The sequence below is a fragment of the Shewanella jiangmenensis genome, from assembly GCF_018596335.1.
Lineage (GTDB): Bacteria > Pseudomonadota > Gammaproteobacteria > Enterobacterales > Shewanellaceae > Shewanella > Shewanella jiangmenensis.
The window spans coordinates 1-19,691 of record NZ_JAHEPS010000009.1 but is presented as its reverse complement, the minus strand read 5'-3'; the positions used below and the strand labels follow the sequence as shown (position 1 = coordinate 19,691).

Annotated in this window: 21 protein-coding genes; 17 read left to right on the top strand and 4 right to left on the bottom strand. The window is 54.0% G+C overall.

The features are described from left to right. Window positions 1–22: 22 nt before the first annotated feature. From rsmG to glmS, 16 genes are all read left to right on the top strand, one after another. Window positions 23–643: a 16S rRNA (guanine(527)-N(7))-methyltransferase RsmG gene (rsmG, locus tag KJI95_RS17120; protein WP_214508422.1), complete on the top strand. Its 621-nt coding sequence runs from the start codon at window positions 23–25 to the stop codon at window positions 641–643. A gap of 90 nt (window positions 644–733) precedes the next feature. Continuing rightward, the gene (locus KJI95_RS17115; RefSeq protein WP_214508421.1) at window positions 734–1,522 is read left to right on the top strand and encodes a ParA family protein; all 789 of its coding nucleotides are present in this window, start codon (window positions 734–736) and stop codon (window positions 1,520–1,522) included. A 9-nt stretch (window positions 1,523–1,531) separates the two neighbouring features. Then, entirely contained in the window at window positions 1,532–2,410 is an 879-nt protein-coding gene (locus tag KJI95_RS17110; RefSeq protein ID WP_214508420.1) for a ParB/RepB/Spo0J family partition protein, read from the top strand. 224 nt (window positions 2,411–2,634) lie between these two features. After that, complete coding sequence (locus KJI95_RS17105) at window positions 2,635–3,018, top strand: ATP synthase subunit I (protein WP_214508419.1); 384 nt, start codon at window positions 2,635–2,637, stop codon at window positions 3,016–3,018. Window positions 3,019–3,031: 13 nt separating this feature from the next. Continuing rightward, window positions 3,032–3,826 (top strand): F0F1 ATP synthase subunit A, encoded by a 795-nt coding sequence (gene atpB, locus KJI95_RS17100; RefSeq protein WP_214508418.1) that lies wholly within the window; start codon window positions 3,032–3,034, stop codon window positions 3,824–3,826. 65 nt (window positions 3,827–3,891) lie between these two features. Then, window positions 3,892–4,143: a F0F1 ATP synthase subunit C gene (atpE, locus tag KJI95_RS17095; RefSeq protein WP_011761755.1), complete on the top strand. Its 252-nt coding sequence runs from the start codon at window positions 3,892–3,894 to the stop codon at window positions 4,141–4,143. 39 nt (window positions 4,144–4,182) lie between these two features. Then, on the top strand, window positions 4,183–4,653 hold the full coding sequence (gene atpF, locus KJI95_RS17090) for a F0F1 ATP synthase subunit B (RefSeq protein ID WP_214508417.1): 471 nt from the start codon (window positions 4,183–4,185) through the stop codon (window positions 4,651–4,653). A gap of 15 nt (window positions 4,654–4,668) precedes the next feature. Next, entirely contained in the window at window positions 4,669–5,202 is a 534-nt protein-coding gene (gene atpH / locus KJI95_RS17085) for a F0F1 ATP synthase subunit delta (protein ID WP_214508416.1), read from the top strand. Between the two features lie 14 nt (window positions 5,203–5,216). Further along, window positions 5,217–6,758, top strand: a complete 1,542-nt coding sequence (gene atpA, locus KJI95_RS17080) for a F0F1 ATP synthase subunit alpha (protein ID WP_214508415.1) — start codon at window positions 5,217–5,219, stop codon at window positions 6,756–6,758. 50 nt (window positions 6,759–6,808) lie between these two features. After that, window positions 6,809–7,669 (top strand): F0F1 ATP synthase subunit gamma, encoded by an 861-nt coding sequence (atpG, locus tag KJI95_RS17075; protein ID WP_214508414.1) that lies wholly within the window; start codon window positions 6,809–6,811, stop codon window positions 7,667–7,669. A 37-nt stretch (window positions 7,670–7,706) separates the two neighbouring features. Further along, window positions 7,707–9,095 carry a F0F1 ATP synthase subunit beta gene (gene atpD / locus KJI95_RS17070; protein WP_214508413.1) on the top strand — a complete coding sequence of 463 codons (1,389 nt, stop codon included), beginning with the start codon at window positions 7,707–7,709 and terminating at the stop codon, window positions 9,093–9,095. Window positions 9,096–9,129: 34 nt separating this feature from the next. Beyond that, a complete protein-coding gene (locus KJI95_RS17065) occupies window positions 9,130–9,555 on the top strand; it encodes a F0F1 ATP synthase subunit epsilon (protein WP_214508412.1) in 426 nt (141 codons plus the stop codon). A 136-nt stretch (window positions 9,556–9,691) separates the two neighbouring features. Further along, a complete protein-coding gene (gene glmU / locus KJI95_RS17060) occupies window positions 9,692–11,056 on the top strand; it encodes a bifunctional UDP-N-acetylglucosamine diphosphorylase/glucosamine-1-phosphate N-acetyltransferase GlmU (protein ID WP_214508411.1) in 1,365 nt (454 codons plus the stop codon). Window positions 11,057–11,259: 203 nt separating this feature from the next. Continuing rightward, on the top strand, window positions 11,260–13,389 hold the full coding sequence (locus KJI95_RS17055) for a TonB-dependent siderophore receptor (protein ID WP_214508410.1): 2,130 nt from the start codon (window positions 11,260–11,262) through the stop codon (window positions 13,387–13,389). Window positions 13,390–13,575: 186 nt separating this feature from the next. Then, window positions 13,576–14,340 carry a DeoR/GlpR family DNA-binding transcription regulator gene (locus KJI95_RS17050; RefSeq protein ID WP_214508409.1) on the top strand — a complete coding sequence of 255 codons (765 nt, stop codon included), beginning with the start codon at window positions 13,576–13,578 and terminating at the stop codon, window positions 14,338–14,340. A gap of 31 nt (window positions 14,341–14,371) precedes the next feature. Further along, a complete protein-coding gene (gene glmS / locus KJI95_RS17045; protein ID WP_214508408.1) occupies window positions 14,372–16,201 on the top strand; it encodes a glutamine--fructose-6-phosphate transaminase (isomerizing) in 1,830 nt (609 codons plus the stop codon). Window positions 16,202–16,243: 42 nt separating this feature from the next. On the opposite strand, the gene KJI95_RS17040 is transcribed toward glmS, so the two are convergent. The 3 genes from KJI95_RS17040 to KJI95_RS17030 form a co-directional block, all read right to left on the bottom strand. Beyond that, window positions 16,244–16,447, bottom strand: a complete 204-nt coding sequence (locus tag KJI95_RS17040) for a DUF2061 domain-containing protein (protein ID WP_214508407.1) — start codon at window positions 16,445–16,447, stop codon at window positions 16,244–16,246. 152 nt (window positions 16,448–16,599) lie between these two features. Further along, the gene (locus KJI95_RS17035) at window positions 16,600–17,502 is read right to left on the bottom strand and encodes a 1,4-dihydroxy-2-naphthoyl-CoA synthase (protein ID WP_214508406.1); all 903 of its coding nucleotides are present in this window, start codon (window positions 17,500–17,502) and stop codon (window positions 16,600–16,602) included. 102 nt (window positions 17,503–17,604) lie between these two features. Next, a complete protein-coding gene (locus KJI95_RS17030; RefSeq protein WP_214508405.1) occupies window positions 17,605–17,955 on the bottom strand; it encodes a hypothetical protein in 351 nt (116 codons plus the stop codon). A gap of 90 nt (window positions 17,956–18,045) precedes the next feature. Between KJI95_RS17030 and ccoG the strand changes: the two genes are divergently transcribed. Further along, on the top strand, window positions 18,046–19,470 hold the full coding sequence (ccoG, locus tag KJI95_RS17025; RefSeq protein ID WP_214508404.1) for a cytochrome c oxidase accessory protein CcoG: 1,425 nt from the start codon (window positions 18,046–18,048) through the stop codon (window positions 19,468–19,470). A 39-nt stretch (window positions 19,471–19,509) separates the two neighbouring features. Here ccoG and KJI95_RS17020 read toward each other — a convergent pair. Beyond that, the coding region (locus tag KJI95_RS17020; protein WP_214508403.1) for a hypothetical protein at window positions 19,510–19,691 on the bottom strand (182 nt) is incomplete at its 5' end.

Below are 19,691 nucleotides of genomic sequence, written 5' to 3'. Positions count from 1 at the left end.
GGCATTGACGGAGCATCATCCTGTGTTAGCCAAACAACTGAGCCAAGCCATCGCCAAAACCGGACTCACAGTCAGTGACAGTCAGCAGCAACAGCTGCTTGGCTTTGTTGCGCTGCTGGACAAATGGAACAAGGCGTACAACCTGACCTCAGTGCGCGAACCGGCGCAGATGCTGACCCGTCATATCCTCGACAGCCTGGTGGTGTCACCACACCTCAAGGGCGAACGTTTTATCGATGTGGGCACAGGCCCGGGTCTGCCCGGCATTCCACTGGCCATCATCAATCCGGACAAAGAGTTTGTCCTGCTCGACAGCCTCGGCAAGCGCATTCGCTTCCAAAAGCAGGTAGCGCTGGAACTTGGGCTGAAAAACATCAGCTCAGTCGAGAGCCGCGTTGAGCTGTATCAACCTGAGCAAGGGTTTGACGGCGTTCTGAGCCGCGCCTTTGCCTCTGTGGGTGACATGCTCAGCTGGTGTCATCACCTGCCCGCCGCCGATGGCTGTTTTTATGCGCTCAAGGGCCAACTCAGCGAGGATGAAATGGCCGGGATCCCCGCCGGATTCACCTTGCTTGAAACCATCAGGCTTGAGGTGCCCGGGCTTGATGAGCAGCGCCACCTGCTGAAATTGGTCAAAGCGTGAGTCTGCGCCTTGCAATTGGACGCAACATCAAGCAACTTGTCCGAGGCGCTGTGTCTCGGGTAAACGACAGAATAACAACAGGGTGAGATCGTGGGTAAAGTCATTGCCGTAGCCAACCAGAAAGGTGGCGTAGGAAAAACAACTACTTGCATTAACCTGGCCGCGTCTTTGGCGGCAACCAGACGTAAAGTGCTGCTGATTGATCTCGATCCCCAGGGCAATGCCACCATGGGCAGTGGCATCGACAAGTACGAGGTCGAAAACACGGCCTATGAGCTTCTGGTCGAAGAAAAGCCCTTTGCCGATGTCGTGGTGCGTGACACCCCCGGCAAATACGACCTCATCGCCGCCAATGGCGATGTGACCGCCGCCGAAATCAAGCTGATGGAATTTTTCGCCCGTGAAGTGCGCCTGCGCAATGCGCTCGCCGCCGTCAGGGACGAGTATGATTTTATCTTTATCGACTGCCCGCCTTCACTCAACATGCTGACCGTAAACGCCATGTCCGCGGCTGACTCTGTTCTGGTGCCGATGCAGTGTGAGTACTTCGCGCTGGAGGGGCTCACTGCCCTTATCGACACCATTGGCAAGCTGGCAGCCATGGTCAATCCGGGGCTTGGCATCGAGGGAATTTTGCGTACCATGTACGATCCTCGCAATCGATTGGCCAATGACGTGTCCGATCAGCTCAAGCAGCATTTTGGCGAGAAGGTTTACCGCACTGTGATCCCCCGTAATATTCGTCTGGCTGAGGCGCCAAGTTTTGGTGCGCCCGCCATGTATTACGACAAGTCCAGTGCCGGCGCCAAGGCCTATCTGGCCCTGGCGGGAGAGATGATTCGCCGGGGCGAGCAAACCCAGGCAAGAAAGCAGGCGTAAGGATTAGCAATGACTTTGAAAAAACGGGGCTTGGGTAAAGGACTGGATGCGCTGCTAAGCACCAGCCACGCCGCCAGTAAAAAACTGGATATGGCGGCCGAGCGCAGTGATAAACAGGATGATTTGGTCCATTTGGATGTGGATCTGCTGCAGCCGGGCAAATATCAGCCCCGTAAAGACATGTCGCCTGAGGCGCTGGAAGAGCTGGCTGAGTCCATTCGGGCCCAGGGCATCATTCAGCCCATCGTGGTGCGTAAAATCGCCGAGCAAAAGTATGAAATCATCGCCGGCGAGCGCCGCTGGCGCGCATCCCAGCTCGCAAAGCTTGATAAAGTTCCTTGTATTATCAAGCAAGTACCTGACGAATCCGCCGTGGCCATCGCCCTGATTGAAAACATTCAGCGCGAAGATCTCAACGCCATGGAAGAGGCGATTGCGCTGCAGCGCCTGCTGGAAGAATTTGAACTCACCCACCAGCAGGTGGCCGATGCGGTGGGGAAATCCCGCACCACAGTCACCAACCTGCTGCGTCTTAACAGTCTGAACGAACCCGTCAAGCGTTTGCTTGAATACGGCGATATCGACATGGGTCATGCCCGTGCACTGCTCGCCGTTGAGGGTGAAGAGCAGACAAATCTGGCACGTTTGGTTGCCGCCAAAGAGCTGACCGTTCGCGAAACTGAACGATTAATTAATAGAAGCTTAAATCCCCCCAAAGAAGCTGAAAAGCCCGCAAAAGATCACGATGTTTCCCGTCTCGAGCAGCAATTAATTGAGAAGCTCGGTGCCAAGGTTGCGATAAATCATGGCAGTAAGGGCAAGGGAAAAATTGTAATTAACTACCAAAATCTTGCTGAATTAGACGGGATTCTCAGCAAAATTCGCTGATTTGGTGCGGTTAACAGAGTTTCATGTAAATTTGTGACGATTGTTAATCTTTCCATTTTGAATCTTTGGTCGAAGAACCGCTGAAAAGTGGCGATTTTACGCATCTCAAAGTTGCATTGAAGGCCCGAAAAGGTATACTTTCGCAAGCTTTTTGTACTGTGACTTTTTACGGCATTCTGTTGTCCGGTCACCGAAACAAAAAGTCCGTATGCGGAGAATGAGAATTGAGCAAGGTTTTGGCGCGTCGTGGCCGGTGGTCTGCCTATAAATTAGTGTTGATGCAGGCGGCGGTGGCCGGGGGTGTATCGGTTCTCTTCTTCGTCGTCTGGGGGGCGCAATACGGGGTATCGGCTTTGGCCGGTGGCTCGGTAGCTGTGCTCCCTAATTTTGTATTCGCAACCCTCGCTTTTTCCCATTCGGGAGCAAGTTCATCAGGGAAGGTACTGAAAACCTTCTACTGGGGGGAAGCGGTAAAGTTGCTGTTAACCATCGCATTGTTTTCGCTGGTGTTTATCAACCTAAAAGTCGTTTTCATGCCACTTTTTGTTTGTTATACCCTGGCTTTGACTGTGCATTGGACAGCGCCTTTATACTTCAAGCAAAAGTAAAGTGGGATGAATCATGGCTGCAACTGGTGAAGCGTTAACACCGCAGGGCTATATCCAGCATCACCTGACCAACCTTGCCGTTGGTGAAGGCTTCTGGACATGGCACATTGATTCGTTGCTCTTTTCGGTTGGTCTTGGTGTTTTGTTCCTGTGGATTTTCCGCAGCGTTGGCAAAAAGGCAACTACCGGTGTTCCCGGCAAGCTTCAGTGCTTTGTCGAGATGATCGTGGAGTTCGTCGATAACAGCGTGAAAGAAACTTTCCATGGCCGCAACACTCTGATCGCTCCACTCGCTCTGACCATCTTCGTATGGGTTTTCATGATGAACTTCATGGACATGGTGCCAGTTGACTGGCTGCCACACACTGCAGCTCTGCTCGGTGTGCCTTACCTGAAAGTGGTTCCGACGACTGACCTGAACATTACCCTCAGCCTCGCGCTGGGTGTGTTCGCGCTGATTATCTATTACAGCATCAAGGTCAAGGGAGTGTCTGGTTTTGTGAAAGAACTGACACTGCAGCCCTTTAACCACTGGGCAATGATACCCGTCAACCTCCTGCTGGAGACAGTTACCCTGATCGCCAAGCCAATCTCATTGGCACTGCGTCTATTCGGTAACCTGTATGCGGGTGAGTTGATCTTCATCCTTATTGCGCTGATGTATGGTGCCAACTGGCTGATCGCCTCTCTGGGTGTAACCCTGCAACTGGGTTGGTTGATCTTCCACATTCTGGTTATCACGCTGCAAGCGTTTATCTTCATGATGCTGACGATTGTTTATCTCAGCATGGCTCATGAAGATCATTAAGGATTGCTGAAGAAATTTTTTAGCTAAATCATCAACTAATTTAGATTTAGATTTTGGAGATACAGATGGAAACTATTCTGGGCTTTACTGCAATCGCTGTTGCTCTGCTGATTGGTATGGGTGCACTGGGTACCGCTATCGGTTTCGGTCTTCTGGGTGGCAAATTCCTGGAAGGCGCTGCTCGTCAACCAGAAATGGCTCCTATGCTGCAGGTTAAAATGTTCATCGTGGCTGGTCTGCTCGACGCCGTAACCATGATCGGTGTGGGTATCGCTCTGTACATGCTGTTCACCAACCCACTGGGCGCAATGCTGTAATAAAACCGCTTCTGTCTTAACTCAAAATAGGAGGCTGTTGTGAATATCAACGCTACCCTAATCGGTCAGACGGTCGCCTTTTTTATCTTCGTGTGGTTCTGCATGAAGTATGTATGGCCCCCTTTGATGAATGCCATCGAAGAGCGCCAGAAGAGGATTGCTGACGGTCTTGCCAATGCTGACCGCGCTGCAAAAGACCTGGAGCTTGCTCAGGCCAAGGCCACAGAGCAGCTCAAAGAAGCCAAAGCTACAGCCAATGAAATCATCGAGTCTGCCAACAAGCGCAAGGCTCAGATTGTTGAAGAAGCAAAAGCCGAGGCTGATGCTGAGCGTGCACGTATCATCGCTCAGGGTAAAGCTGAAATTGAAGCTGAACGCAATCGCGTGAAAGAGGAACTGCGTAAGCAGGTTGCAACTCTGGCCCTCGTGGGTGCTGAGAAGATCCTCGAGCGTTCGATTGATCAAGCCGCACACAGTGACATAGTTGAAAAGCTAGTCGCTGAAATTTGATAAGGGAGAAGGGTTATGGCTGAATTAACCACCATTGCTCGCCCTTACGCAAAGGCAGCTTTTGATTTTGCCGTTGAAAAACAAGCGGTGGAAAGCTGGGCAGAAATGCTTGGTTTCGCTGCGCTGGTAAGTGAAAACGACACCATGCGCCCACTGCTCGCTGGCTCTATGGCCAGTTGTGCGCTCGCCAAACTCTTTATTGATGTTTGTGGTGAGCAGCTCAACGAGCACGGTCAAAACCTTGTCAAGGTGATGGCTGAAAACGGTCGCTTGGAAGTGCTGCCTGCTGTGTCTCAGCTGTTTGCTGAGTACCGCCTGGAGTGGGCCAAGGAAGTAGAAGCCGATGTGGTGTCTGCAACCGAGCTTACAGAAGCACAGAAACAGCAGATTAGCGTTTCGCTTGAGAAACGTCTCGCACGCAAAGTTAAGCTGAATTGCAGCGTGGATGCCGGCCTGATCGCCGGTGTAATTATCAAGGCAGGGGATCTGGTCATTGACGGATCCGTCCGTGGCAAACTGGCCCGCCTGTCCGATAAGCTGCAATCGTAATTGGGAGTTTGAGCATGCAACTGAATTCCACTGAAATCAGCGATCTGATTAAGCAGCGGATCGAGCAGTTCGAAGTAGTCAGCGAAGCCCGTAACGAAGGTACTATCGTTGCGGTCAGTGACGGCATCATCCGCGTACACGGCCTGGCCGATGTAATGCAGGGTGAGATGATCGAACTGCCAGGTAACCGTTATGCAATCGCGTTGAACCTCGAGCGCGATTCTGTAGGTGCCGTAGTAATGGGTCCTTACGCCGATCTGGCGGAAGGCACCAAAGTTAAAACCACTGGCCGTATTCTGGAAGTTCCAGTAGGTCGTGGTCTGCTGGGCCGTGTGGTAAACACTCTGGGTCAGCCAATCGACGGTAAAGGTCCAATCGACAACGACGGTTTCGCACCTGTTGAAGTGATTGCTCCTGGCGTTATTGACCGTAAGTCAGTTTCTCAGCCAGTTCAGACTGGTTATAAAGCCGTTGACTCCATGATCCCAATCGGTCGTGGCCAGCGTGAGCTGATCATCGGTGACCGTCAGACCGGTAAAACTGCGATGGCTATCGACGCCATCATCAACCAGCGCGATTCTGGCATCAAGTGTGTGTACGTTGCAGTAGGCCAGAAGGCTTCTACTATCGCCAACGTAGTGCGCAAGCTGGAAGAGCACGGTGCTCTGGCCAACACTATTGTAGTGGTAGCTTCTGCTTCTGAAGCCGCTGCCCTGCAGTTCCTGGCGCCATACTCTGGTTGTACCATGGGTGAATACTTCCGTGACCGCGGTGAAGATGCCCTGATCGTGTACGATGACCTGTCTAAGCAGGCCGTTGCTTACCGTCAGATCTCTCTGCTGCTGCGTCGTCCACCAGGACGTGAAGCTTACCCAGGTGACGTATTCTATTTGCACTCTCGTCTGCTGGAACGTGCTTCCCGCGTGAACGAAGAGTACGTTGAAAAGTTCACCAAGGGCGCTGTAACTGGCAAAACCGGTTCTTTGACTGCTCTGCCAATCATCGAAACCCAAGCCGGTGACGTATCTGCGTTCGTACCGACCAACGTAATTTCTATTACCGACGGTCAGATCTTCCTGGAAACCAACCTGTTCAACTCTGGCCTGCGTCCAGCTGTTAACCCAGGTATTTCGGTATCCCGTGTAGGTGGTGCCGCCCAGACCAAGATCATCAAGAAACTGTCCGGTGGTATCCGTACCGCACTGGCACAGTATCGTGAGCTTGCTGCGTTCTCCCAGTTTGCATCTGATCTTGACGATGCAACTCGTGCTCAGCTGCAGCACGGTGAGCGTGTTACCGAGCTGATGAAGCAGAAGCAATATGCCCCAATGAGCGTAGCCGAACAGGCCGTAGTGATCTTCGCTGCGGAAAAAGGCTTCCTGAAGGGTGTTGCTCTGAAGAAGATCGGTGACTTCGAAGCCGCTCTGCTCGCGTTCATGAACTCTGAGCATGCCAACCTGATGAAGCTCATCAACGATACCGGCGACTACAATGCCGAAATCGAAACTGAGCTGAAGGCTGGCCTCGAGAAGTTCGTGGCAACCCAAACCTGGTAAATATCGTCGAGGTGTCATAAGGCACCTCAGGTCCAGATTGGAGAGTAGAGATGGCCGGCGCAAAAGAGATTAAAACCAAGATCGCGAGTGTGAAAAACACTCAGAAGATCACGTCCGCCATGGAAATGGTGGCTGCCAGCAAAATGCGCAGAGCGCAGGATCGCATGGCCGCCAGCCGTCCATACGCGGAAAGCATGCGTAAGGTGATCGGTCACGTTGCCCAGGGTTCTCTTGAATACAAACACCCCTATTTAGAGGTGAGAGAAGCCAAGCGTGTCGGCTACATCGTTGTAGCATCCGACCGCGGTCTTTGTGGTGGTCTGAACGTCAACCTGTTCAAAAAGGTTGTGTCAGACGTGAAGAACTGGAAAGCGCAAGGCGTTGAGGTAGAGTTCTGCCCCATCGGTGCCCGCTCAGTGCAGTTCTTCAAAGCTTTTGGCGGAAAGGTGTCAGCCCACGCCTCAGGCCTCGGTGATGCGCCAAAGCTCACCGACCTGATCGGGACTGTACGCGTGATGCTGCAGGCTTACAACGAAGGCAAACTGGATCGTCTGTATGTGGTATTCAACAAGTTTGTGAACACCATGACCCAGACGCCCGTGATCGAGCAGCTGCTGCCTTTGCCAAAATCCGAAGATGATGACATCGCACATCACTGGGACTACATCTACGAGCAGGATCCGAAAGACCTTCTGGATACTCTGCTGGTACGTTATGTCGAGTCTCAGGTGTACCAGGGTGTTGTGGAAAACATCGCGTCTGAACAGGCCGCCCGTATGGTGGCAATGAAGGCTGCGACTGACAACGCCGGTACGCTGATCGATGATCTGCAACTGGTTTACAACAAGGCCCGTCAGGCTGCGATTACGCAGGAACTGTCGGAGATTGTTTCCGGTGCCGCAGCGGTTTAAGGCTTAGGTAACGAATACAAGTTTTAGAGGATTAATCATGAGCACAGGTACTGTTGTCCAAGTAATTGGCGCGGTTGTGGACGTAGAGTTCCCACAGCATGCCGTACCTCAGGTATATGACGCTCTGAAGATCACAGGTGAAGGCGCCTGTAACGGTCTGGTGCTGGAAGTTCAGCAGCAGCTCGGTGGCGGTGTGGTTCGTACCATCGCCATGGGTTCTTCTGACGGTCTGCGTCGTGGTATCGAGGTTGAAAACACTGGTTCCGCTATTGCCGTTCCTGTTGGTAAGGCCACACTCGGTCGTATCATGAACGTGCTGGGCGAGCCTGTGGATGAAGCGGGTCCTATCGGTGAAGAAGAGCGTTATGTTATTCACCGTGCCGCTCCTTCCTATGAAGAGCAGTCAAACACGACTGAACTGCTGGAAACCGGTATCAAGGTAATCGACCTGGTTTGTCCATTCGCCAAGGGTGGTAAAGTAGGTCTGTTCGGTGGTGCGGGCGTTGGTAAGACAGTTAACATGATGGAACTGATCAACAACATCGCCAAGGCACACTCTGGTCTGTCAGTATTCGCCGGTGTAGGTGAGCGTACCCGTGAAGGTAACGACTTCTACTACGAAATGATGGAATCAGGCGTACTGGACAAGGTAGCCATGGTGTACGGTCAGATGAACGAGCCACCAGGAAACCGTCTGCGTGTAGCTCTGACCGGTCTGACCATGGCCGAGAAGTTCCGTGACGAGGGTAAAGACGTACTGTTGTTCGTAGACAACATCTACCGTTACACCCTGGCCGGTACCGAAGTATCAGCACTGCTGGGCCGTATGCCATCAGCCGTAGGTTATCAGCCTACTCTGGCTGAGGAGATGGGCGTTCTGCAGGAGCGTATTACTTCTACCAAGACTGGTTCTATCACCTCCGTACAGGCGGTATACGTACCAGCGGACGACTTGACCGACCCAAGCCCAGCTACCACCTTCGCCCACTTGGATGCGACCGTGGTACTGTCTCGTCAAATCGCTTCTCTGGGTATCTACCCAGCGGTTGACCCACTGGATTCCACCTCTCGTCAGCTGGATCCACAAGTAGTAGGTCAAGAGCACTATGACGTGGCTAACGGCGTTCAAAACGTACTGCAGCGCTACAAAGAGCTGAAAGACATCATCGCCATTCTGGGTATGGACGAACTGTCAGACGACGACAAGATGACCGTTTCCCGCGCCCGTAAGATTGAGCGTTTCCTGTCTCAGCCTTTCCACGTAGCGGAAGTATTTACCGGTTCTCCAGGTAAGTACGTGCCTCTGAAAGACACTATCCGTGGCTTCAAGGGCATTCTGGACGGTGAGTTCGATCACATTCCAGAACAAGCGTTCTACATGGTTGGCTCCGTCGACGAAGCCGTTGAGAAAGCCAACAAGAAGTAATCGGGCCCTGCCTGAGTCTTAAATGGAGAACGCTATGGCCATGACAGTACATCTTGATATCGTAAGTGCAGAAACTCGCATTTTCTCCGGTCTGGTAGAACATCTGCAAGTGACCGGTGGCGAGGGTGAGCTGGGTATTATGCCCGGTCACGCCCCTCTGCTGACCTTTATCAAACCTGGCATGGTGCGCATCGTTAAGCAGCACGGCAAAGAAGAGGTGTTTTACCTGTCCGGCGGTTTGCTGGAAGTACAACCCAACTCTGTGTCTGTGCTGGCTGATGTGGCTTTGCGTGCCGAAGACATTGATGAGCAGGCGGCTCTGGAAGCCAAACGTCGCGCCGAGGCCCATATGGCCGAAGCCGGTGCCGATTTCAACTATGCCGCGGCAGCCATCGAGCTGGCCAAGGCCGTAGCTCAGCTGCGTGTGGTTGAAACCATCAAGAAGAACATTGCCAGATAAGGTGAATGTGTCCCAAAAAAGGCGCCCCAGGGCGCCTTTTTTATTGGGCAAAAATCGCTTGGCCTCCTTTACACAGCGGTGAATTTTAGGCGGCCATCGGGTACACTTGCGCCAGATTAAAGATAAGGGACCTCCTATGTCACTCAATGTTGTCATTCTCGCCGCCGGAAAAGGCACCCGCATGCGCTCAGACCTGCCCAAGGTACTGCACAGCGTCGCCCACAAACCCATGGTTCAGCACGTGATAGACACGGCGCGCGAGCTCAACGCCGATAACATCAATCTGGTGTATGGCTATGGCGGCGAACTGCTGAAGGCCAAACTCGGTGAGCAACCGCTGAACTTTGTGCTGCAGGCCGAGCAGCTGGGTACCGGCCATGCGGTGGCGCAGGCGATTGACCACATCAATGACGATGATACAGTGCTGGTGCTCTACGGCGATGTGCCGCTCACCCGCAAAGAAACCCTCGAAGCTCTGCTGGCTGCGCGCAAGCCGGACGGCGTGGCGGTACTGACAGTGCATCTGAACAACCCCACCGGTTATGGCCGCATGGTGCGCGAAGGCGGCAAAGTCGTTGGTATCGTCGAGCAGAAAGATGCCAGCCCTGAGCAGCTTAAGATTAACGAAATCAACAGCGGCATCATGGCGCTGCCGGGCAAGCGGCTCAAGAGCTGGCTTGGCCGCCTCGAGAACAACAATGCCCAGGGCGAGTTTTACCTCACCGACGTGATTGCCATGGCTCACGCAGATGGTGTGGAGATTGATACCGCTCACCCCGCCAATCCCATCGAGACCGAAGGCGCCAACAACCGGGTGCAGCTGGCGGCACTGGAGCGTGCTTATCAGGCCCGCCGCGCCGAAGAGCTGATGCTTAATGGCGCCAACCTGCGCGACCCGGCCCGTATCGACATTCGCGGCGACGTGACCGTGGGCATGGACGTAATGATTGACGTGAACGTGATTTTTGAAGGCAAGGTCAAGCTTGGCAATAACGTCACCATTGGTGCCGGTGCCATCCTTATCGACTGTGAGATTGCCGACAACGCCGAAATCAAGCCGTACAGCATCATCGAAGGTGCCAAACTCGGCGATAGCGCCAGTGCCGGTCCGTTCGCGCGTCTGCGCCCCGGCGCTGAGCTGCACAAAGACGCCCATATCGGCAACTTCGTTGAAATGAAAAAAGCCGTGCTGGGTGAAGGCTCCAAGGCCGGGCATCTGGCGTACCTTGGCGATGCCGACATTGGTAAGGGCGTGAACATAGGCGCGGGCACCATCACCTGTAACTACGATGGCGCCAACAAGCACCTGACCGTGATTGAAGATGATGTGTTTGTCGGCAGCGATACCCAGCTGGTGGCACCTGTGATTATCCGCAGGGGCGCGACTCTGGGCGCTGGCTCCACCATTACCCGCGAAGTCGGTGAAGATGAGCTGGTGATCACCCGGGTTAAGCAGCGCCACATTCAGGGCTGGCAACGTCCGGTGAAAAAGCCAAAATAATGGAGTCTGCTTAGACTGATTAAACGGCGCTGCGGCGCCGTTTTTTATTGGCAAATTCAGGGCAATTTAGAGCGCATGGTGTTCTGTGATCCCTGTCACCCGTGAATGTAAATTCCCGTAAAGAAACTTAAACGCAAACCATTCTCATTTATAGTGCTGCCAGTTTTGTAAGTCTTTCGACACATTCTCTAAGAGAGGACGGCATGTCACAGAAATATTCCACCCTGAGCCTGGCCGTAGTGGCCGCGTTGCAATCCCCGCTGGCGCTTGCCGACGATCCCCAATCCACCAAGGTTTCCGGCAGCGACATTGAGCGGATTGAAGTGAAAGGTCGCAGCTTTAACGCCTATAAAGTGGGCAGCGCCAATGGCGCCATGCGTGGTGACCTGTCTTTGCTCGATACCCCACAGTCGGTGAATGTGATCCCGGATTTTGTGACCGACGAGCAGCTCGCCACCAACCTCGCCGAGGTATTGGTCAACGACTCCTCCATCACCGCCGGAACTCAGCGCTGGAACCGTCAGGTGTTCTCGCTGCGTGGTTTTGAGCTGGACTCCGGCTCAGGTTACCTCGCCAACGGCCATCAGCTGTTTGCCCACTACGTGCTGCCGATTGAAATCTTAAGCCAGGTAGAAGTGCTTAAGGGGCCATCGTCCATGCTCTATGGTCAGTCCGGCCCCGGCGGGCTGGTGAACATGGTCACCAAAAAGCCGACCTATGAGCGGCTGTTTGAACTTGGCTTTGATACCGACGATTCAGGCTCGACCCGCTTTCAGCTGGATGCCGGCGGCGCCATCAACGAAGCCGAAACTCTAAGATACCGCGCCGTTGGCGTAAAACAGGATACCGAATATTGGCGCAGCTATTCGCCACTGCCGGGCGAGCAGGCCGAGCAGCAGGAGCGCAATCGTTGGCTCGGCTTCGTGGCACTGGATTACGACCTGACCGACGATGTGCTGCTGTCCTTGCGTTATGACCGCACCGAAGACAAGACCGGCATCGACGTGGGTGGCTGGCTCGATAAAGACGGCAACCTGATTGGCGGCCGCGAGCAAATCTGGGACATGCCCTGGGCTTTTACCGACAACAGCATTACCAACCTCGGTGCCGATATCGGTTGGCAAATCAGCGACAACTGGAACCTGAAACTTGGTTATAACGAGCAGCAGTTCAACCGTCAGCGTTTCGATTCGGCGCCGCGCTACAAGGCCGATGCGATGGACAAAGGTTATCAAATCAACCCCTTTGACCGTTTCGATGACTGGAGCCACAAGACTGCCTATGTAGATTTGAATGGCGAGATTGAACTTGCGGGCATGACGCACCAACTGCTGCTGGGTGCCAATAAGCTCGATTACGGTTATGCCCAGCTGCGTACCTCCGGCAGCCGCCAGACCGTGATGCCGGGTGTGGCTGCGCCCCGCCCTGATATTTCCTACACCACAGATAACAGTTGGTCCACCAGTGACTATGAATTCTATGGTGTGTACCTGCAGGATCTTATCAGCCTCAATGATCAGTGGAAGCTGCTCGCCGGCGTGCGTTTTGATGAGCAAAAAGAAGAATCCGGCAACGACAATGCGCTGTCGCCCAAGTTTGGGGTGATTTGGCAGCCACAGCAGGATTTAAGCCTCTACGCCAATTACTCAAAGAGTTTTGTGCCCCAGGGCAAGGTCAACGACGAAGCTGACCTGAGTCATGGCCAAGAGCTTGATCCCGAGTACGGTACTCAATATGAACTCGGTGCCAAGTGGGAGCTGATGAACGGCGGCCTGCTGCTCACCGGTGCCGTGTTTGATATCGAAATCGATAACCGTATTGTGACGCAGCAATTGGAGACTCCAATCGATGTTCCGGGTAAAAAGAGCATTACCCAGGTTACCCGTCAGGACGGCATTCAGCACCACAAGGGCTTTGAGCTGGGCGCACAGGGGCAGCTTGGTGAAGACTGGTTTGTGACCTCCTCGATGATGTATCTGGATGCCCAGTACAAAACCGCCGACCATCTCAATGGCAAAACGCCGATAGATGCGCCCGAGTGGTCGGCCAATATCTGGAGCCGCTACCAGATGACCGATGCCTTCGCGCTTAACTTTGGTGCCGTGTATGTGGGCGAGCGCTTTGCCGACGACCAGAACAGCATCACCAAAGACGGTTATGTGCGCTTCGATATGGGCGCAGCCTACACCTTCGATATCGGTGGCAATGAGTTTGATGTGCGCGCCAACGTGCGCAACCTGTTCGACACCGATTACCTCGACGGTGGCAACTACCAGATGGTCACCATAGGTCAGGAGCGTAACTTCAGCCTGGCGCTGAACGCCCGTTTCTGAACATTAACGGATAGTTGAGCGTCAGTTGACCGGTGCTCAGTTCCGCTTTGCAGCGCAACCGTAATCGTAACCGTAAAAAAGCAGCCTTGGGGCTGCTTTTTTATTGGCTAAATTTCATTCTTGGTAAAATTGTTTCGTTTATATATAATCTATCTTTCGAATCGAAAGTTAAGATGAAAGAAACGGATGACCAAACGCAACACTCAGCAGCGCCGCCGCAGCATTATCGAACTCCTGAATGCCCAGGGCGAGGTGAATGTGGATCAGCTGGCGAGCGAGTTTGCCACCTCCGAGGTGACCATTCGCAAGGATTTGGCTGAGCTTGAAAAGGCCGGGCTGTTGTTTCGCCGTTATGGCGGCGCCGTGCCGCTGCCGCAGGAGCTGAATGCCCAGACTGTGGCCATTTCGCCGGTGAAGCTGGCAATAGCCAAAGCTGCGGCCGGGCTTATCCGCGACCATAACCGCATCATCATCGACTATGGCAGCACCACGTTAGGGCTTATCCCCGAGCTTGCCCATCGGCGCGGGCTGGTGGTGATGACCAATTCGCTGCAACTGGCCAATGCCATTCACGAATTGGAGCAGGAGCCGACGCTTTTGATGACTGGTGGCACCTGGGATCCACACTCTGAAAGCTTTCAGGGGCTGGTGGCCGAGCAGGTGCTGCGCTCTTACGACTTCGATCAACTGTTTATTGGTGCCGATGGCATAGACCTCAGCCGCGGCACCACCACCTTCAACGAACTCGTCGGCCTGTCACGTGTGATGGCCGAGGTGTCGCGGGAGGTAATCGTCATGCTGGAGTCCGACAAGATAGGCCGACGCATTCCCAATCTCGAGCTGCCCTGGAGTCAGGTCAGCTGTGTGGTCACAGACAACAGATTGCCCAAAGAGGCAGTGGCCACCATCGAGTCCCACGGAGTGAAGGTGTATCTGGCCGACGTCCAGTAACCGTTTATCAGACCTTACGGAATATACAAGCATGTGTGGAATCGTTGGCGCCGTGGCGCAAAGGGATGTGGCCGAAATTTTGCTCGAGGGCCTTCGTCGTCTGGAATACCGTGGTTATGACTCGGCCGGTATGGCCATCATCAACCACAATGAAATGAACCGTACCCGCCGTGTGGGCAAGGTGCAGGAGCTGGCCGATGCGCTCACCGAAGCGCCGCTTGCCGGTGGTACCGGCATCGCCCACACCCGCTGGGCCACCCACGGCGAGCCAAGCGAGCGCAATGCCCACCCGCACCAGTCCGAGGGCGATATCGCCGTGGTGCACAATGGCATTATCGAAAACCACGCCAAGCTGCGTGAGCGCTTGAAGGGCCTGGGTTATCAGTTCAATTCAGATACCGATACCGAAGTGATTTGCCACCTGGTGCACCATGAACTCAAAAGCCACGACACCCTGCTGGCGGCAGTGCAGGCCACGGTGAAGCAACTCGAAGGCGCTTACGGCACTGTGGTGATTGACCGCCGCGACGCCGAGCGCATGGTTGTGGCCCGCAGCGGTAGCCCGCTGGTGATTGGTTTTGGTCTGGGCGAAAACTTTGTGGCCTCCGATCAACTGGCGCTGCTGCCGGTAACCCGCACTTTTGCCTTCCTCGAAGAAGGGGATGTGGCCGAAGTGATGCGCCGCAGCGTGCGCATCTTCGATGTGAACGGCAATGAAGTTGAGCGCGAAGCCAAAGAGTCGGAAATCACCCACGATGCCGGTGACAAGGGCGAGTATCGCCACTATATGCTCAAGGAAATCTACGAGCAGCCACGGGCACTGGCGCGCACCCTCGAAGGCCGTATCAGCAATATGCAGGTACAGGACAGCGCCTTTGGCGACAAGGCTGCCGAGCTTTTGAAAGACATCAAGCACGTGCAAATCATTGCCTGTGGTACCAGCTACCATGCGGGCATGACCGCCCGTTATTGGCTGGAGCAGTGGGCTGGCGTGTCGTGCAACGTGGAAATCGCCTCTGAGTTTCGCTATCGCAAGTCACACCTGTTCCCCAACAGCCTGCTGGTGACTATTTCCCAGTCCGGCGAGACCGCCGATACCCTGGCGGCGCTGCGTCTGGCCAAAGAAATGGGCTATCAGGCCACTCTGACCATCTGTAACGTGCCCGGCTCGTCGCTGGTGCGCGAATCCGACATGGCTTACATGATGAAGGCCGGCGCCGAAATCGGCGTGGCTTCTACCAAGGCCTTTACCGTGCAGTTGGCTGGCCTGTTGATGCTTACCGCCGTGATTGGCCGCAACAATGGCATGCCTGCAGAGCTGCAATCGTCTTTAACCCAAAGCCTGCAATCACTGCCGGCCAAGGTTGAGCAGGCGCTGGGGCTGGATGACGCCATCGCTTCGCTGGCCGAGGACTTTGCCGACAAACAGCATGCGCTGTTCCTTGGCCGTGGCGATCAGTACCCCATCGCCATGGAAGGTGCGCTCAAGCTTAAGGAAATCTCCTATATCCACGCCGAAGCCTATGCCTCAGGCGAGCTCAAGCACGGCCCGCTGGCGCTGATTGATGCCGATATGCCGGTGATTGTGGTGGCGCCCAATAATGAGCTTTTGGAAAAATTAAAGTCGAACGTGGAAGAAGTGCGCGCCCGTGGCGGCCTGATGTACGTGTTTGCCGACAAGGATGCCGAGTTTGCCTCGGATGAGACCATGAAGGTGATCCCGGTGCCGCATTGTGATGAGTTTATGGCACCGCTTATCTACACCATTCCGCTGCAGCTGCTGTCGTACCATGTGGCCTTGATTAAAGGCACGGATGTTGACCAGCCACGTAACCTGGCCAAGTCGGTGACGGTTGAGTAACCCTTTGTATGTCGAACATTGCCTCCCTTCGGGGAGGCTTTTTTATGCCGCGAGTTCAGCAACGGCGGCGGACTTTTTTGCTTCAATCCGCTTCCAGACTTTTTCGTGGAAGTAAAACACCACTGTGTTGATGGTCGGTTCAATCAGTGCCACGGCACCACCGATAACCACGCTGCCGGTGAGCAGGTAGGTGATACTGAAGGCCACAGTAAAGTGCAGTATGGCAAAGGTCATGGTCTTGAGCATGGTGATGTCCCCCATTGATGAATTAACTTAGATGATAATAGTTATCAATTGCAAGTAAAGTTAATTTGTTCAATAGCGGCAAACGAGACAGTCGATTAACCAAAAAGACGCAGCCGGGGCCGCGTCTTTTGCTGGTGGATTGCAAGCTTGGGTCAGTAGTGCCAGGGGAACTTGCTGTAATCCTGATCCCGCCGCTCCAAAAAGGCATCACGCCCCTCGCGCGCTTCTTCGGTGCCGTAGGCCAGGCGGGTGGCCTCGCCGGCAAACAGCTGCTGGCCCACAAGCCCATCGTCCGGCAGGTTAAAGCCGTATTTAAGCATCCGCATGGCGGTGGGAGACTTGGAGTTAATCTCTTTTGCCCAGCGCAGCGCTTCTGTTTCAAGCTCGGCATGGGGAATACTGCGATTGACCATGCCCATGGCGGCTGCTTCATCGGCGCTGTAGTTAAAGCCAAGGAAGAAGATTTCCCGTGCCCGCTTTTGGCCAACCATCTTGGCAAGATACGCACTGCCGTAGCCTGAGTCGAAGCTGGCTACATCCGGATCCGTTTGCTTAAACACCGCGTGCTCTTTGGATGCCAGCGTGAGGTCGCACACCACATGCAAACTGTGGCCACCGCCAGCAGCCCAGCCCGGTACTACGGCAATCACTACCTTGGGCATAAAGCGAATGAGGCGCTGAACTTCGAGGATGTGCAGTCTGCCCATGCGGGCCACATCGGCACTGCCGGGCTCGGCGCCTTCGTATTTGTAGCCGTCTTTACCACGAATACGCTGGTCGCCGCCGGAGGAAAACGAATACTGGCCCTTGGCAGATGGGCCGTTGCCGGTCAGCAGCACGCAGCCTACGTCCGACCATTGCCGCGCATGATCCAGCGCCGTATAGAGCTCATCTACGGTTTTGGGGCGGAAGGCATTCAGGCAGTCGGGGCGGTTAAAGGCGATGCGCACCGTTCCCTGATCTTTGGCCCTATGGTAGGTAATATCGTCGAATGCAAAACCGGGTACTTCTGTCCATAGATCTGGATCAAAAATATCAGAAACTTTTTGAGTCATGTCAGAGCCTGCCTGTGTCCATATTAGTTGCCACAGGCTAGGCTCAAGTGGATTTGCGGTCAATGTCTTAAGTAAAAACCCTTGGCATGACCGACAAAATTGTCAGAGGTTGTCGCAAATGAATTGCAGGTTTTCCCGGTCGAACACCGGATGGCTGTTCTTACTGCCGCTGCAATACTCGGCTTTGAAGTCGAGCACGCTGTTTTTGTCTGTCAGTACCGCATCAAACTCATCAAGTTCAGCCGCCGACAGCCGCTCACCTATTTCTGACTTGAGTTTCTGCAGTCTGCCGTCCACCCGGATTATCTGAGTCCCGGTGAGGGAGTCGAGCTTTCGCTCGATTTTTTTCAGTACGGCCTGGGTTTCGGCAATGGGTTCATCCAGCTTGTCGGTTTCGGTGTACAGGTAATAAAGGCCGCCTGCGAGGGCCGCGATGATAATCCATCCTCTCATCTTTTGGTCCAATCGAGTGAATGTGCACTATATATATGGCTATAATAAGCCACTTTTCGAGCAATATTAAAGCAGTAAAAAGGCTGTCAGATGAACGCGGATCCAAACAACAAGGACTACTCGAAAGCCGAGCGGATTAAAATCCACCAACCCGATGCCAGCAAGGCCGACCGATTCAATCCCCGTAACCGTATTTATGTCCGTGCGGTTGATGGATTATGGAGCACCCTGCGTCGGCGCATGGGCTGGGTGGCTATGTTGTTTTTCCTGCTCTTGCCGTGGATCCCCTGGGGTGATAGGCAAGCCGTGTGGTTCAATCTGGCGGAGCAGAAGTTTCATATCTTCGGCCTGACGATTTGGCCGCAGGATCTGACCTTGCTGGCGGCGCTGTTTATGATTGCGGCCTTTGGTCTTTTCTTTGTCACCACCTACCTTGGCCGGGTCTGGTGCGGCTATACCTGCCCGCAAACCGTGTGGACCTTCATCTTTATCTGGTTTGAAGAAAAACTCGAAGGGCCGCGCAACAAGCGCATCAAGATGGATCAGATGCCGTGGGACTTCGATAAGGTTTGGCGTAAAACGGCCAAGCATGCCAGCTGGTTGCTGATTTCCTTCTTAACCGCCACCACCTTTGTGTCCTATTTCGTGCCGACCCGCGAGCTTTACCTCGACATACTTACACTCAATGCCAGCGGCGGAGTGTACTTCTGGGTCATCTTCTTCACCTTTGCCACTTACGGTAACGCCGGTTGGATGCGGGAAATCATGTGTATCCACATGTGCCCTTACGCCCGCTTCCAGGCCGCCATGTTCGACAAGAACACCTATATAGTGGGTTACGACGTGGCGCGCGGTGAAACCCGTGGCCCACGTTCCCGTAAGGCCGACCCGAAAGAGATGGGCCTGGGTGACTGTATCGACTGCGATCTCTGTGTGCAGGTGTGCCCGACCGGCATCGATATCCGTAACGGCATGCAGTATGAATGTATCAACTGCGGCGCCTGTATCGATGCCTGCGATCAGACCATGGACCGTATGGGCTATGCCAAGGGGCTTATCAGTTACACCACTGAAAATAAGCTCGAAGGCAAACAGGAAAAGGTGCTTCGTCCCAAACTGGTGGGCTATGGTGTAGTACTGACGGCAATGCTGCTGGTGTTTGTTGGATTGGTTGCGACCATTTCCCCACTGCGCATCGACGTTATCCGCGACCGCAACGCCCTGTACCGTGAAGACAACCGTGGTCTTATTGAAAACACCTTTACCCTGAAGATCCTCAACAAGACCGAGGCCGACCATGTGTACAACCTCAGTGTTGAAGGTCTGGCCAACCACAAATGGATTGGTGATGCCCGCGTCACGGTGAAAGCCGGCGAAGTGCTGACCTTACCCGTCAGTGTGTCGGTTGACCCGGTAGAGCTTAAACGTCCTATCACCAAGATAAATATCAGGGTCGTTGCCGAAGATACCCCGGGTGTAGAAGCGATTCAGGAAACCCGATTCTTCGGGCCATAAGGTCAAAAAGCGGTAAAAAAGGGGCGAAATGCCCCTTTTTTATTCGTTTAGCTCGCAAAATAAACGAACGCGCCTAAATCCAAAGTTTTCTTTTAAAAAGCCCTTGCGCAAAAGTTCAGGCTCCCTATAATGCGCATCCACTGACACGGCACGGGGCGCCAAGCGAAACGTAGCGTGAAGGTGGTTGAAGCGAGCGAAAGCCAACTTCAACAGCGTCGAAA

Excerpts from the sequence above, each read along its gene's own strand:
- KJI95_RS17110 (WP_214508420.1), top strand. The coding sequence starts at position 1,532 with ATGACTTTGAAAAAACGGGGCTTGGGTAAAGGACTGGATGCGCTGCTA.
- atpB (WP_214508418.1), top strand. The coding sequence starts at position 3,032 with ATGGCTGCAACTGGTGAAGCGTTAACACCGCAGGGCTATATCCAGCAT.
- atpE (WP_011761755.1), top strand. The coding sequence starts at position 3,892 with ATGGAAACTATTCTGGGCTTTACTGCAATCGCTGTTGCTCTGCTGATT.
- atpH (WP_214508416.1), top strand. The coding sequence starts at position 4,669 with ATGGCTGAATTAACCACCATTGCTCGCCCTTACGCAAAGGCAGCTTTT.
- atpA (WP_214508415.1), top strand. The coding sequence starts at position 5,217 with ATGCAACTGAATTCCACTGAAATCAGCGATCTGATTAAGCAGCGGATC.
- atpG (WP_214508414.1), top strand. The coding sequence starts at position 6,809 with ATGGCCGGCGCAAAAGAGATTAAAACCAAGATCGCGAGTGTGAAAAAC.
- atpD (WP_214508413.1), top strand. The coding sequence starts at position 7,707 with ATGAGCACAGGTACTGTTGTCCAAGTAATTGGCGCGGTTGTGGACGTA.
- KJI95_RS17065 (WP_214508412.1), top strand. The coding sequence starts at position 9,130 with ATGGCCATGACAGTACATCTTGATATCGTAAGTGCAGAAACTCGCATT.
- glmU (WP_214508411.1), top strand. The coding sequence starts at position 9,692 with ATGTCACTCAATGTTGTCATTCTCGCCGCCGGAAAAGGCACCCGCATG.
- KJI95_RS17055 (WP_214508410.1), top strand. The coding sequence starts at position 11,260 with ATGTCACAGAAATATTCCACCCTGAGCCTGGCCGTAGTGGCCGCGTTG.
- KJI95_RS17050 (WP_214508409.1), top strand. The coding sequence starts at position 13,576 with ATGACCAAACGCAACACTCAGCAGCGCCGCCGCAGCATTATCGAACTC.
- glmS (WP_214508408.1), top strand. The coding sequence starts at position 14,372 with ATGTGTGGAATCGTTGGCGCCGTGGCGCAAAGGGATGTGGCCGAAATT.
- KJI95_RS17040 (WP_214508407.1), bottom strand. The coding sequence starts at position 16,447 with ATGCTCAAGACCATGACCTTTGCCATACTGCACTTTACTGTGGCCTTC.
- KJI95_RS17035 (WP_214508406.1), bottom strand. The coding sequence starts at position 17,502 with ATGACTCAAAAAGTTTCTGATATTTTTGATCCAGATCTATGGACAGAA.
- KJI95_RS17030 (WP_214508405.1), bottom strand. The coding sequence starts at position 17,955 with ATGAGAGGATGGATTATCATCGCGGCCCTCGCAGGCGGCCTTTATTAC.
- ccoG (WP_214508404.1), top strand. The coding sequence starts at position 18,046 with ATGAACGCGGATCCAAACAACAAGGACTACTCGAAAGCCGAGCGGATT.